16 protein-coding genes are annotated in these 13,367 nt (G+C 64.3%); 7 read left to right on the top strand and 9 right to left on the bottom strand.

The window, feature by feature from the left end; genetic code table 11:
- Positions 1–9 precede the first annotated feature (9 nt).
- Positions 10–489 carry an Lrp/AsnC family transcriptional regulator gene (locus KW845_RS23705; protein ID WP_218371818.1) on the bottom strand — a complete coding sequence of 160 codons (480 nt, stop codon included), beginning with the start codon at positions 487–489 and terminating at the stop codon, positions 10–12.
- A 126-nt stretch (positions 490–615) separates the two neighbouring features.
- On the opposite strand from KW845_RS23705, the gene KW845_RS23700 reads away from it, so the two are divergent.
- The 6 genes from KW845_RS23700 to KW845_RS23675 all read left to right on the top strand — a co-directional run bounded on the left by KW845_RS23700 (position 616) and on the right by KW845_RS23675 (position 4,807).
- Positions 616–1,545: a DMT family transporter gene (locus tag KW845_RS23700; RefSeq protein WP_218371817.1), complete on the top strand. Its 930-nt coding sequence runs from the start codon at positions 616–618 to the stop codon at positions 1,543–1,545.
- Positions 1,546–1,674: 129 nt separating this feature from the next.
- On the top strand, positions 1,675–2,373 hold the full coding sequence (locus KW845_RS23695) for a glutathione binding-like protein (protein WP_218371816.1): 699 nt from the start codon (positions 1,675–1,677) through the stop codon (positions 2,371–2,373).
- A 7-nt stretch (positions 2,374–2,380) separates the two neighbouring features.
- Positions 2,381–2,851 (top strand): GNAT family N-acetyltransferase, encoded by a 471-nt coding sequence (locus KW845_RS23690; RefSeq protein ID WP_218371815.1) that lies wholly within the window; start codon positions 2,381–2,383, stop codon positions 2,849–2,851.
- 17 nt (positions 2,852–2,868) lie between these two features.
- On the top strand, positions 2,869–3,144 hold the full coding sequence (locus tag KW845_RS23685; protein WP_218371814.1) for a biotin--protein ligase: 276 nt from the start codon (positions 2,869–2,871) through the stop codon (positions 3,142–3,144).
- A gap of 56 nt (positions 3,145–3,200) precedes the next feature.
- Positions 3,201–3,980, top strand: a complete 780-nt coding sequence (locus KW845_RS23680) for a biotin/lipoate A/B protein ligase family protein (RefSeq protein ID WP_218371813.1) — start codon at positions 3,201–3,203, stop codon at positions 3,978–3,980.
- Positions 3,980–4,807 (top strand): RsiV family protein, encoded by an 828-nt coding sequence (locus KW845_RS23675; protein WP_218371812.1) that lies wholly within the window; start codon positions 3,980–3,982, stop codon positions 4,805–4,807. Before KW845_RS23680 ends, KW845_RS23675 begins: the two co-directional genes overlap by 1 nt.
- 162 nt (positions 4,808–4,969) lie before the next feature.
- Here KW845_RS23675 and KW845_RS23670 read toward each other — a convergent pair whose 3' ends face one another.
- From KW845_RS23670 to KW845_RS23645, 6 genes are all read right to left on the bottom strand, one after another.
- Entirely contained in the window at positions 4,970–6,259 is a 1,290-nt protein-coding gene (locus tag KW845_RS23670; RefSeq protein WP_218371811.1) for a Glu/Leu/Phe/Val dehydrogenase, read from the bottom strand.
- 129 nt (positions 6,260–6,388) lie between these two features.
- Entirely contained in the window at positions 6,389–7,333 is a 945-nt protein-coding gene (gene hutG / locus KW845_RS23665) for a formimidoylglutamase (protein WP_218371810.1), read from the bottom strand.
- Positions 7,330–8,106 carry an amino acid ABC transporter ATP-binding protein gene (locus KW845_RS23660; RefSeq protein WP_304502405.1) on the bottom strand — a complete coding sequence of 259 codons (777 nt, stop codon included), beginning with the start codon at positions 8,104–8,106 and terminating at the stop codon, positions 7,330–7,332. Before KW845_RS23660 ends, hutG begins: the two co-directional genes overlap by 4 nt.
- Complete coding sequence (locus tag KW845_RS23655) at positions 8,103–8,771, bottom strand: amino acid ABC transporter permease (protein WP_218371809.1); 669 nt, start codon at positions 8,769–8,771, stop codon at positions 8,103–8,105. Before KW845_RS23655 ends, KW845_RS23660 begins: the two co-directional genes overlap by 4 nt.
- Positions 8,768–9,511, bottom strand: coding sequence for a transporter substrate-binding domain-containing protein (locus KW845_RS23650; RefSeq protein WP_218371808.1), 744 nt, complete (start codon positions 9,509–9,511; stop codon positions 8,768–8,770). Before KW845_RS23650 ends, KW845_RS23655 begins: the two co-directional genes overlap by 4 nt.
- A 64-nt stretch (positions 9,512–9,575) precedes the next feature.
- Positions 9,576–10,313 carry an IclR family transcriptional regulator gene (locus KW845_RS23645; protein ID WP_218371807.1) on the bottom strand — a complete coding sequence of 246 codons (738 nt, stop codon included), beginning with the start codon at positions 10,311–10,313 and terminating at the stop codon, positions 9,576–9,578.
- A gap of 545 nt (positions 10,314–10,858) precedes the next feature.
- On the opposite strand from KW845_RS23645, the gene KW845_RS23640 reads away from it, so the two are divergent.
- Positions 10,859–11,464 carry a hypothetical protein gene (locus KW845_RS23640; protein ID WP_218371806.1) on the top strand — a complete coding sequence of 202 codons (606 nt, stop codon included), beginning with the start codon at positions 10,859–10,861 and terminating at the stop codon, positions 11,462–11,464.
- Positions 11,465–11,566: 102 nt separating this feature from the next.
- Here KW845_RS23640 and KW845_RS23635 read toward each other — a convergent pair whose 3' ends face one another.
- Together KW845_RS23635 and KW845_RS23630 are read right to left on the bottom strand one after the other, a co-directional pair.
- On the bottom strand, positions 11,567–12,388 hold the full coding sequence (locus KW845_RS23635) for an ankyrin repeat domain-containing protein (RefSeq protein ID WP_218372152.1): 822 nt from the start codon (positions 12,386–12,388) through the stop codon (positions 11,567–11,569).
- A 152-nt stretch (positions 12,389–12,540) separates the two neighbouring features.
- Positions 12,541–13,311 (bottom strand): TatD family hydrolase, encoded by a 771-nt coding sequence (locus KW845_RS23630; protein ID WP_218371805.1) that lies wholly within the window; start codon positions 13,309–13,311, stop codon positions 12,541–12,543.
- Between the last annotated feature and the right edge of the window lie 56 nt (positions 13,312–13,367).

The following is a 13,367-nucleotide window of genomic DNA, read 5'->3' as shown; positions in this document are numbered from 1 at the left end:
CCTTGGTCGTTAAGGCCGCGTGGCCTGTAGTGGCGGCAAGCGCCGCCGTACCGGGCTGGACTTGACGATGGCTGTATTGGTTTCGGCATATTCAGTAATTCGATCCAGCACCCCATCCAGCTGCGAAATGGACTTCAGCAGCAGCCGTGCGATGAAGCAGTCGTCGCCGGTGACCTTGTCGCATTCGACGAACTCGCCGATGCCGGCGATCAACTTCTCGACTTTGCGCAACTGCCCTGGTAGCGGACGGATGCGCACGATTGCCGTCAGCGTGTATCCCAGCGCCACCGGATCTACATCCAGCGTATAGCCTCGCACCACCCCCGATTCTTCCAGCCGGCGCAGGCGATCTGCCACGCTGGGGGCCGACATGCCGACCTGGCGTGCCAGGTCGGCGGTGGTGGTACGAGCGTTGGTGGTCAGCAGCTGCACCAGGCGTCGGTCGATACCATCCAGTACGTCATTTTCGATATTTAGGTGGTCTGTCATAAAAATCACTGAAACGAAGGTAGTTGGTTAGAAATTCCGCTGATTGTGCCTATTATGCCGCAATACCGCCTAGGATAATTTACTCATCGATATCGGCGCAGCGTAGCGCCATTCAGGAGTCATTCGATGAAGACAACAAGCGAACGCGGCGGCCTGGCGCAAATGGCTGCCGCCATGGCGATCTCGGGCACGGTGGGGGTATTCGTGCTGGAATCCGGCCAAAGTGCCTGGAATGTGGTGTTTTTCCGCTGCGTGTTCGGCGCGCTGGGCCTGCTGGCCTATTGCCTGGCGCGCGGACTGCTGCGGCCAGGCATCTTCACGCGCGCCACGCTGGGCTGGACCCTGGTGGCAGGGGTGGCCATCGTGCTGAACTGGGTGTTGCTGTTCTCGTCCTATGGACTGGCATCCATTTCGCTGGCCACGGCGGTATACAACTTCCAGCCGTTCTTCCTGATTGCGCTGGGGGCCATCTTCCTGGGCGAACGGCCCACGCTGGGCAAGCTGGGCTGGTCAGTGATGGCCTTTGGCGGACTGGTGTTGGTCTTACGCATCGAGCCGGGCGAACTGGCGCAGGCCGGCGGGTACTTGCACGGGCTGGCATTGGCGCTGGGCGCAGGCGCGCTGTATGCGGTGACCTCGATCATCGTCAAGCGGCTCAAGCATATCGCCCCCCACGTGCTGGCGCTGGTCCAGGTCAGCCTGGGGGCGCTGCTGCTCCTGCCCATGGTGGATTTTAGCGCCCTGCCCGCTGCGCCGGCCCAATGGGGCATGCTGGTGGCAATCGGCCTGCTTCATACCAGCCTGACGTACATCCTGTTGTATTCGGCCATCCAGAAGCTGCCCACCACATCGGTGGCGGCGCTGGCATTCATCTATCCGGCAGTGGCCATCCTGCTGGACTACATGGTGTACGGCCAGCGCCTGGCAGGGTCGCAGGTGGCCGGGGTCAGCCTGATCCTGCTGGCCGCGGCAGGTGTCAGCCTGAACTGGCGCTTTCCCGCCCGGCGCGGCGGATCGCACCAAGGCGCAGGGCCGACCCGGCCGAATTCGGCCTGACGCCGGGGCGACGGTGCAAAGGCCTACACGCGCGGCGGGGCTTGCGGCCCCCCCGCGCCAGCAACCCGCTATCATGGTCGCCTACGCGCCGTCCGCCTCGGGCGGCCTTGTTGCTGAAGGATCCGCGCCATGATCGACCTCTATTACTGGACCACCCCCAACGGCCACAAGATCACGATGTTTCTCGAGGAAACCGGGTTGCCGTACCGGATCATTCCCATCAACATCAGCAAAGGCGAGCAGTTCCAGCCCGATTTCCTGGCCATTGCGCCGAACAACCGCATCCCCGCCATCGTCGACCAGGCGCCTGCCGATAGCGGCGCGCCGGTCGCGCTGTTCGAATCGGGCGCCATCCTGCTTTACCTGGCCGAAAAAACCGGCAAATTCATTGCGCAAGACCTGCGCGCCCGCGCAGACACCCTGCAGTGGCTGTTCTGGCAAATGGGTGGCCTGGGCCCCATGGCCGGCCAGAACCACCACTTCTCGGGCTACGCACAAGAGCGCATCGAATACGCCATCAACCGCTATGTGAATGAAACCAACCGCCTGTATGGCGTGCTGAACAAGCGGCTGGCCGACCGCGAATTCGTGGCGGGCGAATACTCTATTGCCGACATGGCGGCCTACCCCTGGGTCGTGCCGCACGAGCGGCAAGGCCAGGATCTGAACGACTTTCCGCACCTGCAGCGCTGGTTCCAGGCCATCCAGGCCCGGCCCGCCACGCAGCGCGCCTACGAAAAGGCCAAGGAAATCAACAGCGCGCCGTCGGTGCATACCGAAGAATCGCGCCGTATCCTGTTCGGCCAGACGGCGCAGAACGTGCGCTGAGCAGCCCATGTCCGATACTTCCCTGCAATTTCGGCGCGCTCGCGCGTCCGACCTGGATACCATTGTGGCCCTGTTGGCCGACGATATGCTGGGCAGCGCCCGGGAAGACCCGTCGGTACCCGCCGCTGCCTGCTACGTACAGGCGTTCGAGGCTATTGAACGCGATGCCAATCAATTGCTGGCGCTGGCCGAGCGCGCCGGCACCGTAGTCGGCTGCCTGCAACTGAGCTTCATTCCCGGCCTGTCGCGCCGCGGCCTGTGGCGCGGCCAGATCGAGAGCGTGCGCGTGGCGGCCAGCGAACGCGGCGCGGGCACGGGCCGCGCCATGTTTGAATGGGCCCTCGGACAATGCCGCGAACGAGGCTGCGGCATAGTCCAGCTGACTACTGACAAGACGCGCGCCGATGCCCGGCGTTTTTATGAATCATTGGGGTTCGTGGCCACCCATGAAGGCATGAAGCTGGAACTGGCCGCCTGATCCGGAGTCCGATCTCTATGCATGGCGAATACAAAGTCCCTGGCGGCAAACTGGTGGTCGTCGATCTCGAAGTCGAAGACGGCAGGCTGGCCGGCGTACGCCTGAGCGGAGATTTTTTCCTTGAGCCGCCCGAGGCCCTGGAAAACATCAACCAGGCTTTGTGCGGCCTGCCGGCCGATGCCGATGAATCCCGTCTGGCCCAGGCCGTACAGGACGGCCTGCCCAGCGGCGCAGAGTTGTTCGGATTCTCGCCACAAGCGGTCGCGATCACCGTCCGAAGGGCCGTAGCATGAGCCCGCCGGGCCGCCCCGACGGCGAATACCGGCGTGCGGAGCGCCAAGGTACGCCAATGAACACCCGCACCCACTGGAACGACTATCAATGGCAGCTCATCCATGAAGGCCCGCAGCCTCCCGCGTTGCACATGGCCCTGGATGCCGTGATTACCGACGAGGTCGGCGCGGGCGTGCGGCCCCCAACGCTGCGCATCTGGGAATGGTCGCAGCCGGCGGTCATCATCGGGCGCTTCCAGTCGCTGAAAAACGAGGTCGATCCGCAAGGCGCACAGCGCCATGGCGTCACCGTGGTCAGGCGCGTCAGCGGCGGCGGGGCCATGTTCGTGGAACCCGGCAATACCATCACGTATTCGCTCAGCGTGCCGCAGGCCCTGGTGCAGGGCCTGAGTTTCCAGCAGTCGTACGAGTTCCTGGACGGCTGGGTGATCCGTGCCCTGCACGAACTGGGCATCAAGGCCTGGTACCAGCCGTTGAACGACATTGCCTCGGAAAGCGGCAAGATCGGCGGCGCTGCCCAGGCCCGCCGCGCCGGCGCAGTGCTGCATCACGTGACCATGTCCTACGACATCGACGCCGACAAAATGGTGCAGGTCTTGCGCATCGGCCGCGAGAAGCTGTCCGACAAGGGCACTACCAGCGCCAAGAAGCGGGTCGATCCGCTGCGCAGCCAGACCGGCCTGGCACGCGACACCATCATCGAACGCATGCTGCAGACTTTCCGTAGCCTGGCCCCGCTGACTCCGGTGCAACTGGCCGAGGCCACTCTGGAAGAGGCCAGGCGGCAGGCTCAGCACAAGTTTTCCAGCCCCGAATGGACTGCCCAGGTACCGTGATGCGATTCTTCCCTGCTCTCTCCGGCACGCCGCGCCGTGCGCGCATGTACATGGCGGGCACCGTGCTGGCCGTGCTGGCCGGCTGCGCCAGTTCGCCGTCAGGCAACATCAGCCTGCCTTCCGCCACGCCGCAGCCCACCACGACCGATACCCAGGTGGCCGGGCTGGCGGTGGAAAAGATCCAATGGCAAGGCGCCAAGCCCGGATGCGAAGGCCAGTGCCCGCGCATCGAGATCGACAGCGTGGCTTTCCCGGACATTCCGAAGCTGACCGAGCTGGTCGATCATGTTCTGGCCTACATGACGGGCGTCGACCCGGACCGCCCTCGCCCGTATGGCACGCTGTCCGAATACACGCAGTACTTCTGGCAAACCGCGCAATCGCGCGATCTCACGGTCTTCAAGGCCAGCGTGAAAGCGGTGGTGGGCAATATCGTGGCGGTCGAACTGCATACCGGCCAATACCTGACCGGCGCCGCGCATGGCATTCCCGCCACCCAATACTTGAACTGGCAGCGCGATCAATCGCGTGTGCTGGCCCTGGACGAAGCGCTGCAGTCTGGCGCGCACCCCGCGTTCGTCGAGGCGCTGCAGCGCGCCCACGCCGCCTGGCTGGCGCAGAACCCGGACGCGCAGCGCGACCCCCAGGCATACAACCGCATGTGGCCGTTCCAGGAAAGCAATAATTTCGCCCTGACGCCCGAAGGCATGGTGATCAAGTACGACGCCTATTCGATCGCGCCGTACTCGCACGGAGAGCCGGAACTGCTGATCCCGTACACAGAACTGCAGGGCATTCTACGGCCCGAGTTCCTGCCGCCCGCATAAAATACCCACCCCCGAGCGCTACGCGCTTCCCCCTTGAGGGGGCGACGCTGGCGGACCGGCAAAGCCGGCTCCGCGGCGTCCCCGGTCGAGCCGCAGTTGTTTCATTCCCGGGCGGGTCGCACGGCGCACAATGAACGACTGATACCCGCCTACGTTTCTACTTCAGGGGTACAAGCCGCGCACCTGGCGCGCCTGCAGGATGCGCGTGCAAGCCACGATGAAGGCCGCGGTACGCAGCGTCACCTTGTGTTCCTTGGCCATTTGCGACACCGCCGCGTAGGCTTCGCGCATCAGGCGCTCCAGGCGGTGATTGATCTCTTCCTCGCTCCAGAAGAAGCTGGAGAAATCCTGCACCCATTCGAAGTAGCTGACCGTCACGCCGCCGGCGTTGGCCAGCACGTCGGGCACCACGAACACGCCGTTTTCACGCAGTATGTCGTCGGCCTCGGGGGTGGTCGGGCCATTGGCGCCTTCGACCACGACCTTGGCACGCACTTTGTGGGCGTTGGACTGGTTGATCTGCCCTTCCAGGGCGGCGGGGATCAGGAAATCGGTTTCCAATTCCCAGAACTGCGCGTTATCGAGGGCTTCGCCGCCGCTGAAGCCGCTCGCGCCGCCTTTCTGCGAGACATGCGACAAGAGCTTGTGCACGTCCAGGCCGGCCGGGTTGTACACGGTACCCGTGTGGTCTTGCACGGCGATGACCTTGGCGCCGGTTTCGTGGAACAGGCGTGCCGCCGTACCGCCTACGTTACCGAACCCCTGCACGGTGATCCGCGCCTGCGACACATCGATATTGCAGTCGCGCGCCGCTTCGCAAGCGGTGACGAACACACCGCGGCCCGTGGCTTCGACGCGGCCGAGGCTGCCCCCCAGCGAAATGGGCTTGCCGGTGACCACCCCGGTGGCGGTGGAGCCTTCGTTCATGGAGTATGTGTCCATCATCCACGCCATGGTCTGCGCGTTGGTGTTCACATCGGGGGCCGGGATGTCTTTCGACGGCCCGATGATGACGCCGATTTCCGAGGTGTAGCGGCGCGTCATGCGCTCGAGCTCGGACTGCGACAGTTGGCGCGGATCGACCCGGATACCGCCCTTGGCGCCGCCGTAGGGCAGATTGACGGCCGCGTTCTTGACCGACATCCAGGCCGCCAGGGCCATGACCTCGGAAAGCGTGACGTCCTGGTGAAAGCGCACCCCGCCCTTGCCCGGCCCGCGCGACGTATTGTGCTGCACGCGATAGCCCTCGAAGTGGGCAACGCTGCCGTTGTCGAGTTCGATGGGCACATCCACGATCAGGGCGCGCTTGGGCCGCTTCAGCGTTTCCACCCAGCGCGCCAGCGGGCCCAGGTACGGCGTGACCCGGTCGACTTGTTGCAGGTAAATGCCCCAGGGGCCAAGGTGTTCAGCATCCAGGTACGACGGCAAGGCGTGGGTGGGTCTATCGGACATGAGAAGAATCTCCAGGCTAGGACTGACGCCATTGTAGCCAGCAAAATTTATGTCGTCCCCATTAAATTGAAAGAATATTAAAAGGGGACGTATAAAGGACAAGCGTCCGATGCAAGGCGCAAATCCATCTTACGGCGCCAGTAGCTGCCATGCCAACCGGGCAGCCACGCGGGCGGTGCGCTGATCCAGATCAAGGGCCGGATTGCATTCCGCCAGGTCGGCCACCCGCAGCTTGCCGCTGCGCTTGACCCGCAATGCAATCTCTTCCACGACCGTCAGCGGTACGCCATAGGCGGCCGGAGCCGACACGCCCGGCGCCACCGCCGCCGGCAGCACGTCGATGTCGATGGTCAGGTAGACATGCCCCGCCGCGGCCAACAGGCTGTCGAGCCCGGCCAGGCACGGTTCCAGGTGCCGTTCCTGCAGGTCGTGGTCTTCGATCCAGACGGCGCCGACATCGGCGGCGCGCGCATACAGGGCGGCCGTATTGCCCAGGCGCGAAACGCCGTAGCAGGCGTACTGCCAGGCGTGGCCGCCCGCGGCACAGCATTCGGCGATCTGGTCGAACGGCGTACCGGAACTGGCCGGCCGGCCGGTGCGCAAGTCGAAATGGGCGTCCAGGTTCAGTACCAACACCGGCAGCCGGTCGCCCTGCCCGTCCAGCCAGCGGCGCAGCCCCTGGAAGGTGCCCCAGGCGACCTCATGGCCGCCGCCCAGCACCAGCGGCCGCGCACCCGCTTGCAGCACTGCGGCCACGCGGTCGGCCAGGCGGTCTTGAGCGGCCTCGAGCTGGCCGTCGTCGCAGGCCACATCGCCCGCGTCCACCAGCCGGCGGTAGCCATGGGCGGGCAAGCCGGCCAGCACGCGGCGGATGGCCGCCGGCGCCTGGGCGGCGCCGATACGCCCCTGGTTGCGCGCCACGCCGGCGTCGCAGGCAAAGCCGATCAGCACCGCATCGCCGGCGGCAATGCCCTGCCCGGCTGCCGTTGCCACATGCGCCAGCCGGCGCGTATCGCCGCGCTCGGCGCTATCGTCGCGCGCGCGCCAGATGGCGGGATCCAGGCCTGTATTCATGCCACCCCCTGTTGCGAGGCGCTGAGCACCGCTTGCAGGAATGCGCGCGTGCGCGCTTCCCGGGGCCGGGTGAAGATCACATCCGGCGGACCGGATTCGACGATGACCCCGCCGTCCATCACCACCACCATATCCGCGACGTCGCGCGCGAAGCCCATTTCATGGGTCACCACCATCATGGTCATGCCCTCCCGGGCCAGGACTTTCATCACTTGCAGGACTTCACCGACCAGTTCGGGATCCAGTGCCGACGTGGGCTCGTCGAACAGCATCACCTCGGGCTCCATGGCCAGTGCCCGCGCGATGGCCACCCGTTGCTTCTGGCCGCCCGACAGGCTGGCCGGCATGGCCTGCATTTTCTCGCGCAGGCCGACCTTGGCCAGCAACTGTTCGGCCTGGGCTTCGGCTGCCGCCCGGCCCATGCCGCGCAAGGTACGTGGACCGACCGTGACGTTGTCCAGCACCGACAGGTGCGGGAAAAGGTTGAACGACTGGAACACCATGCCTACCCGCATGCGCAGGCGGTTGAGTTGGGCTTGCGCCATTGGCGTGCCATGGTCCAGCAGCGACTGCCCGCAGATATCGATGGTGCCGCCCTGTGCCACTTCCAGTCCATTGCAGCAGCGCAGCAAGGTGCTCTTGCCCGAGCCGCTGGGGCCGATCACCACCACCACCTGCGATCGCTGTATGTCGAAGTCGATGCCGCGCAGTACTTCCGCCGCACCGAACGATTTGCGCAGTCCGCGGATGCGGATCATTTCCTGTTGGCTCATTGGACCATTCCTCCGGCACGCAAACGATGCTCGACCCGGCGCAGGACAGTGGTCGTAGCCGTGGTCAACACCAGGTAGATCAATGCGATCACCAGATACGTCTCCAACGACCGATACGACACGCTGATGATTTTCTGGCCCTCGTGCATCAGGTCGTGAATCGTCAGCAGCGACACCAGCGCCGAATTCTTGATCAGGGCGATGAATTCGTTGCCCAATGGCGGGATCATGCGCACCACGGCCTGCGGCAGGATGATGATGCGCATCGCCTGCCCGCTGGACATGCCCAGCGAACGGGCCGCTTCGGTCTGGCCGCGATCGACCGACTGAATCGCCCCACGCACGATCTCGGACACATAGGCCCCCGAGTACATGCCCAGGCCCAGCACGCCGCAGGCAAAGGCCGGCAACATGAGGCCGAACTGCGGCAGGCCGAAGAACCAGATGAACAACTGCACCAGCAGCGGCGTGCCGCGGAAACACAGCAGGTACAGGCTGCACAGGTTGTACAGGATACGCCGCTGCGGATTGAGCCGGCCCACGCCGACCAGCAGGCCGATCACGCATCCCAGCAGCAAGGCGCAGGCGGTTACCTCGACCGTGACCGCGGCGCCTCGCAGCAGTGCGTCGAAGTCGGCGAAGACGGGGGAAAAGTCCAGGTTCATCGGGGCGCCGCCTCGAACCACTTGTCGACCACCTTATCGTACGTGCCGTCGGCCTTGAGCTGCTTGAGCGCGGCGTTCAGCGCGGCGGTCAATTCGGGTTGGCTCTTGGCCACGGCAATGCCGTACTGCTCGGTGGTGATCTGCTCGTCGAGCACCGTCAGGTCTTGGGTGCTTTGCGCAAACAGCTTGGCCGCCGGCTTGCCGGTGACTGCCGCATCGGCGCGGCCCACTTGCACCAGGTTGAACATCTCCTGGTTCTTTTCGACCTCGACGCGCTGCACTTCCGGATGGTGCTCTTTCAAGTAATTGACGGACTTGGTGCCCACCTGCACCGATACCTTGCGGCCATCCAGGTCTTTCAGGGCCTTGATGGGCCCGTCCTTGCGGGTCAACACCACCAGGCCGCCGGCGTAGTAGGGATCGGTGAAATCGACCACCTGCTTGCGCGCGTCAGTGATGTAGATGGCCGATACGGCCATGTCGGCGCGGCCGGCCTGCAGCGCAGGTATCAGGCCCTTGAAATCGATGTCTATCCATTCGATCTTCTTGTTCATGGCCTTGCCCAGCGCCTCGATCAGTTCGATGTCGAAGCCCGTACGCTGTCCATTCTTGACGAACTCCATGGGCGGGAATGTGGCATCGGTAACCACGCGCAGGGTGTCTTGCGCATGGGCGGCACCGGCGCCCCAGGTCAGCCCCAGCGCAAGGGTGGCGGTCAGTAGTTGGCGACGAGTCTTCATCGGGCTTCCTTTGGAGTATGAGTCTGTATCTGTAAAACAGCGGGAACGGCACCCATGGGGTGCCTCAACGATTCTGCAGCCGGCCCGAGATGCGCCGGGCCGCGGCAGTTGTCATATCGATCAGTGAGGACGCCCGCGCAACCGCGCGGGTGGATGGGGCCATCAGCGTGATGGATGCCACCGCCAGGTGCGGACGCTGGAACACCGGCACGCTGACACCCCAGACGCCGGCGTCTACTTCGCCATCGGTAACGGCATATCCCGCGGCACGGATCGGATCCAGGCTGGCGACCAAGTCGGCCACATCCGTACCAGCCCCGCGGAAATCGTCAAGCAAGGCCCGCAAGCGGGCTTCCGGCATGAAGGCCATCAGCGATCGCGCCGAGGCGCCGCGCACCAGCGGCAGCCCGCGCCCTTTCACGATCGAGCAGCGCAGGGAATGCTGGCTTTCGACCATGTCCAGGCACACGGCCTGGTCTTTCATGGCAACCAGCAGCCCTACGGTTTCGCCGGAGTCGGCGGCCAGGCGAGCCATGTCGGGTTGCGACTCTTGCACCAGGAACGAAGATTGATCGAATCCCCAGGCTAGTTGGACGCATAGCGGACCCGGGCCATATTCGCCCCCCTGCTCTGCGACAAAGCCCCAGCGCTTAAGCAAGGCCACCTGCCGGTACAAGGTGCTTTGCGCCAAGCCGGTTTTCTCGGCCAGGGCATGGATAGCCAGCGGCCCGTCGTTGCGCGCCAAGGTGGCCAGCACGTACAGGATCCGGTCGGCGCCTCCGGTAATTGCATGGTCCTGCATAGGCTAAGGCTCCCGATGGGGCGTATGGATTGGCCGCAGCTTAGCTGTTTTTCTCAATTTTTATAGCTATTATTCCCAATAAATGAGAATTGATCGGGAAAATCCCGAGAAATTTCTACGCTGCTGCGCGGGCGCGGAGTAGCTTCCCGTTCATTGCAAGCGTGTCAGTGTCTTGCAAAGCGCAAGAGCCACCAGGCCTGGCAGGCAGCCCCACGCTCGCGCGCCAGCATTTGGCGCGGCCCGGTTCGGCCTGCCCACAGGGAGCGCCGCGGGTTTACATCGTGTTGCCGACCGAGGCTGTCCTGCAATATTGGGCTCTATAGAGGCTCTATAGAATGAATTCGCTTTAATCGCCGCCGCGTGTCGTCCACCGCCGCGAGTACTCATCCCGTCGCCCTGTTTTGCGCGAGGCCACTATGTCCACCGGCTTTCATTCCCCATCCGTCGTCCTGCGGCGCTCGAACGACGTCTTGACGCTTACCCCGTGGCAGACGGGCAATTACCGTGGTACTGGCCGGCACGCCGATCGCCGTGGGGCCGAGTCCATGCTGCAACTCTTCATGCACGACGACAGCAATCGCCTGGCCGTCATGCGCCTGTGCAACGCCGTCGAGCCTGGCTATACGCTGGCCGGCGCGCAAACCACGGCGGGCGCGGCCCGCCATATGGCGGGCCTGATCGCTTCTGGCAAAGTGGTGGCCGCGCGCACGGGCGAATTGGCTCAGTACGTCAATGGACAGTTTGCCTACAGCTTGCGGCAACTGGCCTATCTGCCCGCGCGTGGCACCGGCGTCGACGGGTCGTATTTCCTGCGCGGGCACTACACGGTGAAAGACCGGGCCATCACGGTCTCGGCCATGGGCTTCACCTCGGCCATGCAGGCAGGGTCGGTGCGGTTTTTTGCCTCGGCGCGCATTTCCATCGACGGCCAGCAAGGCCAGGCCCATTCCTTGACGCAGGACGAGCCCGGCTATTGGCCATCGGATGAGTACGCCCCCATCGGCGCCGCGCAATGGGATTTGCCCGAAATCCGCCACGGCCAGTCGATCGCCCTGGTGGTCACGGCGGGCTATGTGTTCGACAGCGCCGCCGGACGCGCGGTGCCCATGCCCGCCACGACCGAACGTGAGTTCCCGCTGGCCCTGACCTGAGCGCATGGCAGCGCCACGCTTGCCGGCGAGCTCGATTCTGGGTGCGGCGGCACTGCTCTCCGCGTGGGCCTGGGCCTGGCCCGTGGCCAGCCGCATATACCATCAGTACTTGTTCAAGCGCACCCCGGAAACGCCGGACAGGCTGGGAGATTCCCCTTCGGCGGATGGCTCCGGCGCTGCCGCGCCGGGCTTGGCCTGCACGGCAGGTGCCGGTGCGGCAGCCGCCGGCGCTTGCCCTTGCCCTTGCCCTTGCCCTTGCCCTTGCCCTTGCCCTTGCCCTTGCCCTTGCCCTTGCCCTTGCCCCTGGCGCTGCGAGTCGCGCCGCTGTTGCGCAACGGCGATCATTTCAGTCAATTCGGCACTCAGCTTGCCTGCCTTGCCCTCATGGGCCCAATCGGCAGCGTTCTTGCCCTTCAGGTCGCGCGTCGTGACGTCGGCTCCGGCATTGAGCAGCAATTGCACCATATCGCGGTTGCCCGAAAAACCCGCCATCATCAGGGGCGTGGTGCCATCGGGTGACGGCGCATTCACCATGGCCTGGTGCGCCAACAGCAGCTTGGCTGTATCCACGCGGCCCTTCGAGGCTGCATAGTGCAACGGCGTCCAGCCCAGCCGATTCACCTGCGCGCCGCGGGCAATCAGGGCGCGGGCGCGTTCGGTCTGGCCAGCCACGGCCAGGTACATCAGCGCCGTTTCATTGGCCGGGTTCACCGCTTCCAGGTCGGTACGCGGGTCGGCCGCCAAGGCGTCGAACACGTTCCAGGCGCCGTCCACGACGGCGCGCATCAGTGCCGGCTGGCCATTCTTGTAGCGTACGTTGGGGTCGGCGCCGCCGGCGAGCAGTTCGCGGATCTCGGCAGCGTTGTCGTTGTGGACATAGACCCACCAGTTGCCTGACGCCGCCGCAGCCTGGGCCTGCGGCATGACGCAGGCCGCCGCCACCGCAAAGGCGCAAGCCGCGCAAAGCCGGCGGACAGTCGAGTGCAGAAAGACGAAACGATTCATGGCGGCCACTCTTAAAGTAATACTTTAGCTATTTGACTTTAGATATTTAACTTTAAATAAAATAGATTAAATTATCTATCTATCTTATTGAATAAATTGAAAAAATTATCTGTTGACGCCTGTGCTACCTGGCCGATGTCGATCCCCTTCAAGGTGGCAATCTTCTCGGCCACGTGAATGACCTTGGACGGGTCATTACGCTTGCCCCGGAAGGGAACGGGCGCCAGGTAGGGCGAATCGGTTTCGATCAGCAGGCGCTCAAGAGGCATTTTGGTGGCCACCTCGTGCACGATGGCCGCATTCTTGAAGGTGACGATGCCTGACAGCGAAATATGGAAATTCAGGTCCATGGCGGCCTGCGCCATGTCCCAGGACTCAGTGAAACAGTGCATTACTCCCCCGACTTCGGCGGCATTTTCTTCGCGCAGAATGCGCAATGTATCGGCAACCGAGTCGCGGGTATGGATGATGAGCGGCAGGTTCGCCTGGCGGGCTACCCGGATATGGCGCCGGAACCGCTCGCGCTGCCAGTCCAGCGGCTCGCTCAAGCGGTAGTAGTCCAGGCCGGTTTCGCCGATGGCAACCACCTTGGGGTGCCGCGATAACTGCAGCAGTTCGGTTTCGGTAGGGTCAGACGTGGCCTCGTAGTCGGGATGCACCCCTACCGATGCCCACAGGTTGCGATGCGGCTCGACCAGTTCGATCAGGCCGGGCCAGTCAGGCAGGTCGACGCTGACGACCAGCGCGTGCGTCACCCGGTTGGTGGCCATGCGCTGCAGGATATCGGGCAATTCCTGCGCCAGCTCGGAAAAGTTCAGATGGCAATGTGAATCGACGTACATGGAAGACTACTCAATGTGATCGGACGCCCCGGCACCGCATGCGCGCGGCGGCCGGG

It is taken from the genome of Bordetella sp. BOR01 (assembly GCF_019218885.1).
GTDB lineage: Bacteria > Pseudomonadota > Gammaproteobacteria > Burkholderiales > Burkholderiaceae_B > Bordetella_A.
Note: the sequence above shows the minus strand (reverse complement) of the source record. Positions and strands in the feature narration are given on the sequence as shown.

What these genes read in the sequence shown, in the direction of transcription:
- KW845_RS23645 (WP_218371807.1), bottom strand. Translation starts at nt 10,313, where the DNA reads ATGCAGGACCATGCAATTACCGGAGGCGCCGACCGGATCCTGTACGTG.
- KW845_RS23670 (WP_218371811.1), bottom strand. Translation starts at nt 6,259, where the DNA reads ATGTCCGATAGACCCACCCACGCCTTGCCGTCGTACCTGGATGCTGAA.
- KW845_RS23655 (WP_218371809.1), bottom strand. Translation starts at nt 8,771, where the DNA reads ATGAACCTGGACTTTTCCCCCGTCTTCGCCGACTTCGACGCACTGCTG.
- KW845_RS23680 (WP_218371813.1), top strand. Translation starts at nt 3,201, where the DNA reads ATGAACACCCGCACCCACTGGAACGACTATCAATGGCAGCTCATCCAT.
- KW845_RS23660 (WP_304502405.1), bottom strand. Translation starts at nt 8,106, where the DNA reads ATGAGCCAACAGGAAATGATCCGCATCCGCGGACTGCGCAAATCGTTC.
- hutG (WP_218371810.1), bottom strand. Translation starts at nt 7,333, where the DNA reads ATGAATACAGGCCTGGATCCCGCCATCTGGCGCGCGCGCGACGATAGC.
- KW845_RS23690 (WP_218371815.1), top strand. Translation starts at nt 2,381, where the DNA reads ATGTCCGATACTTCCCTGCAATTTCGGCGCGCTCGCGCGTCCGACCTG.
- KW845_RS23675 (WP_218371812.1), top strand. Translation starts at nt 3,980, where the DNA reads ATGCGATTCTTCCCTGCTCTCTCCGGCACGCCGCGCCGTGCGCGCATG.
- KW845_RS23635 (WP_218372152.1), bottom strand. Translation starts at nt 12,388, where the DNA reads ATGCCGCAGGCCCAGGCTGCGGCGGCGTCAGGCAACTGGTGGGTCTAT.
- KW845_RS23640 (WP_218371806.1), top strand. Translation starts at nt 10,859, where the DNA reads ATGCTGCAACTCTTCATGCACGACGACAGCAATCGCCTGGCCGTCATG.
- KW845_RS23650 (WP_218371808.1), bottom strand. Translation starts at nt 9,511, where the DNA reads ATGAAGACTCGTCGCCAACTACTGACCGCCACCCTTGCGCTGGGGCTG.
- KW845_RS23630 (WP_218371805.1), bottom strand. Translation starts at nt 13,311, where the DNA reads ATGTACGTCGATTCACATTGCCATCTGAACTTTTCCGAGCTGGCGCAG.
- KW845_RS23700 (WP_218371817.1), top strand. Translation starts at nt 616, where the DNA reads ATGAAGACAACAAGCGAACGCGGCGGCCTGGCGCAAATGGCTGCCGCC.
- KW845_RS23685 (WP_218371814.1), top strand. Translation starts at nt 2,869, where the DNA reads ATGCATGGCGAATACAAAGTCCCTGGCGGCAAACTGGTGGTCGTCGAT.
- KW845_RS23695 (WP_218371816.1), top strand. Translation starts at nt 1,675, where the DNA reads ATGATCGACCTCTATTACTGGACCACCCCCAACGGCCACAAGATCACG.
- KW845_RS23705 (WP_218371818.1), bottom strand. Translation starts at nt 489, where the DNA reads ATGACAGACCACCTAAATATCGAAAATGACGTACTGGATGGTATCGAC.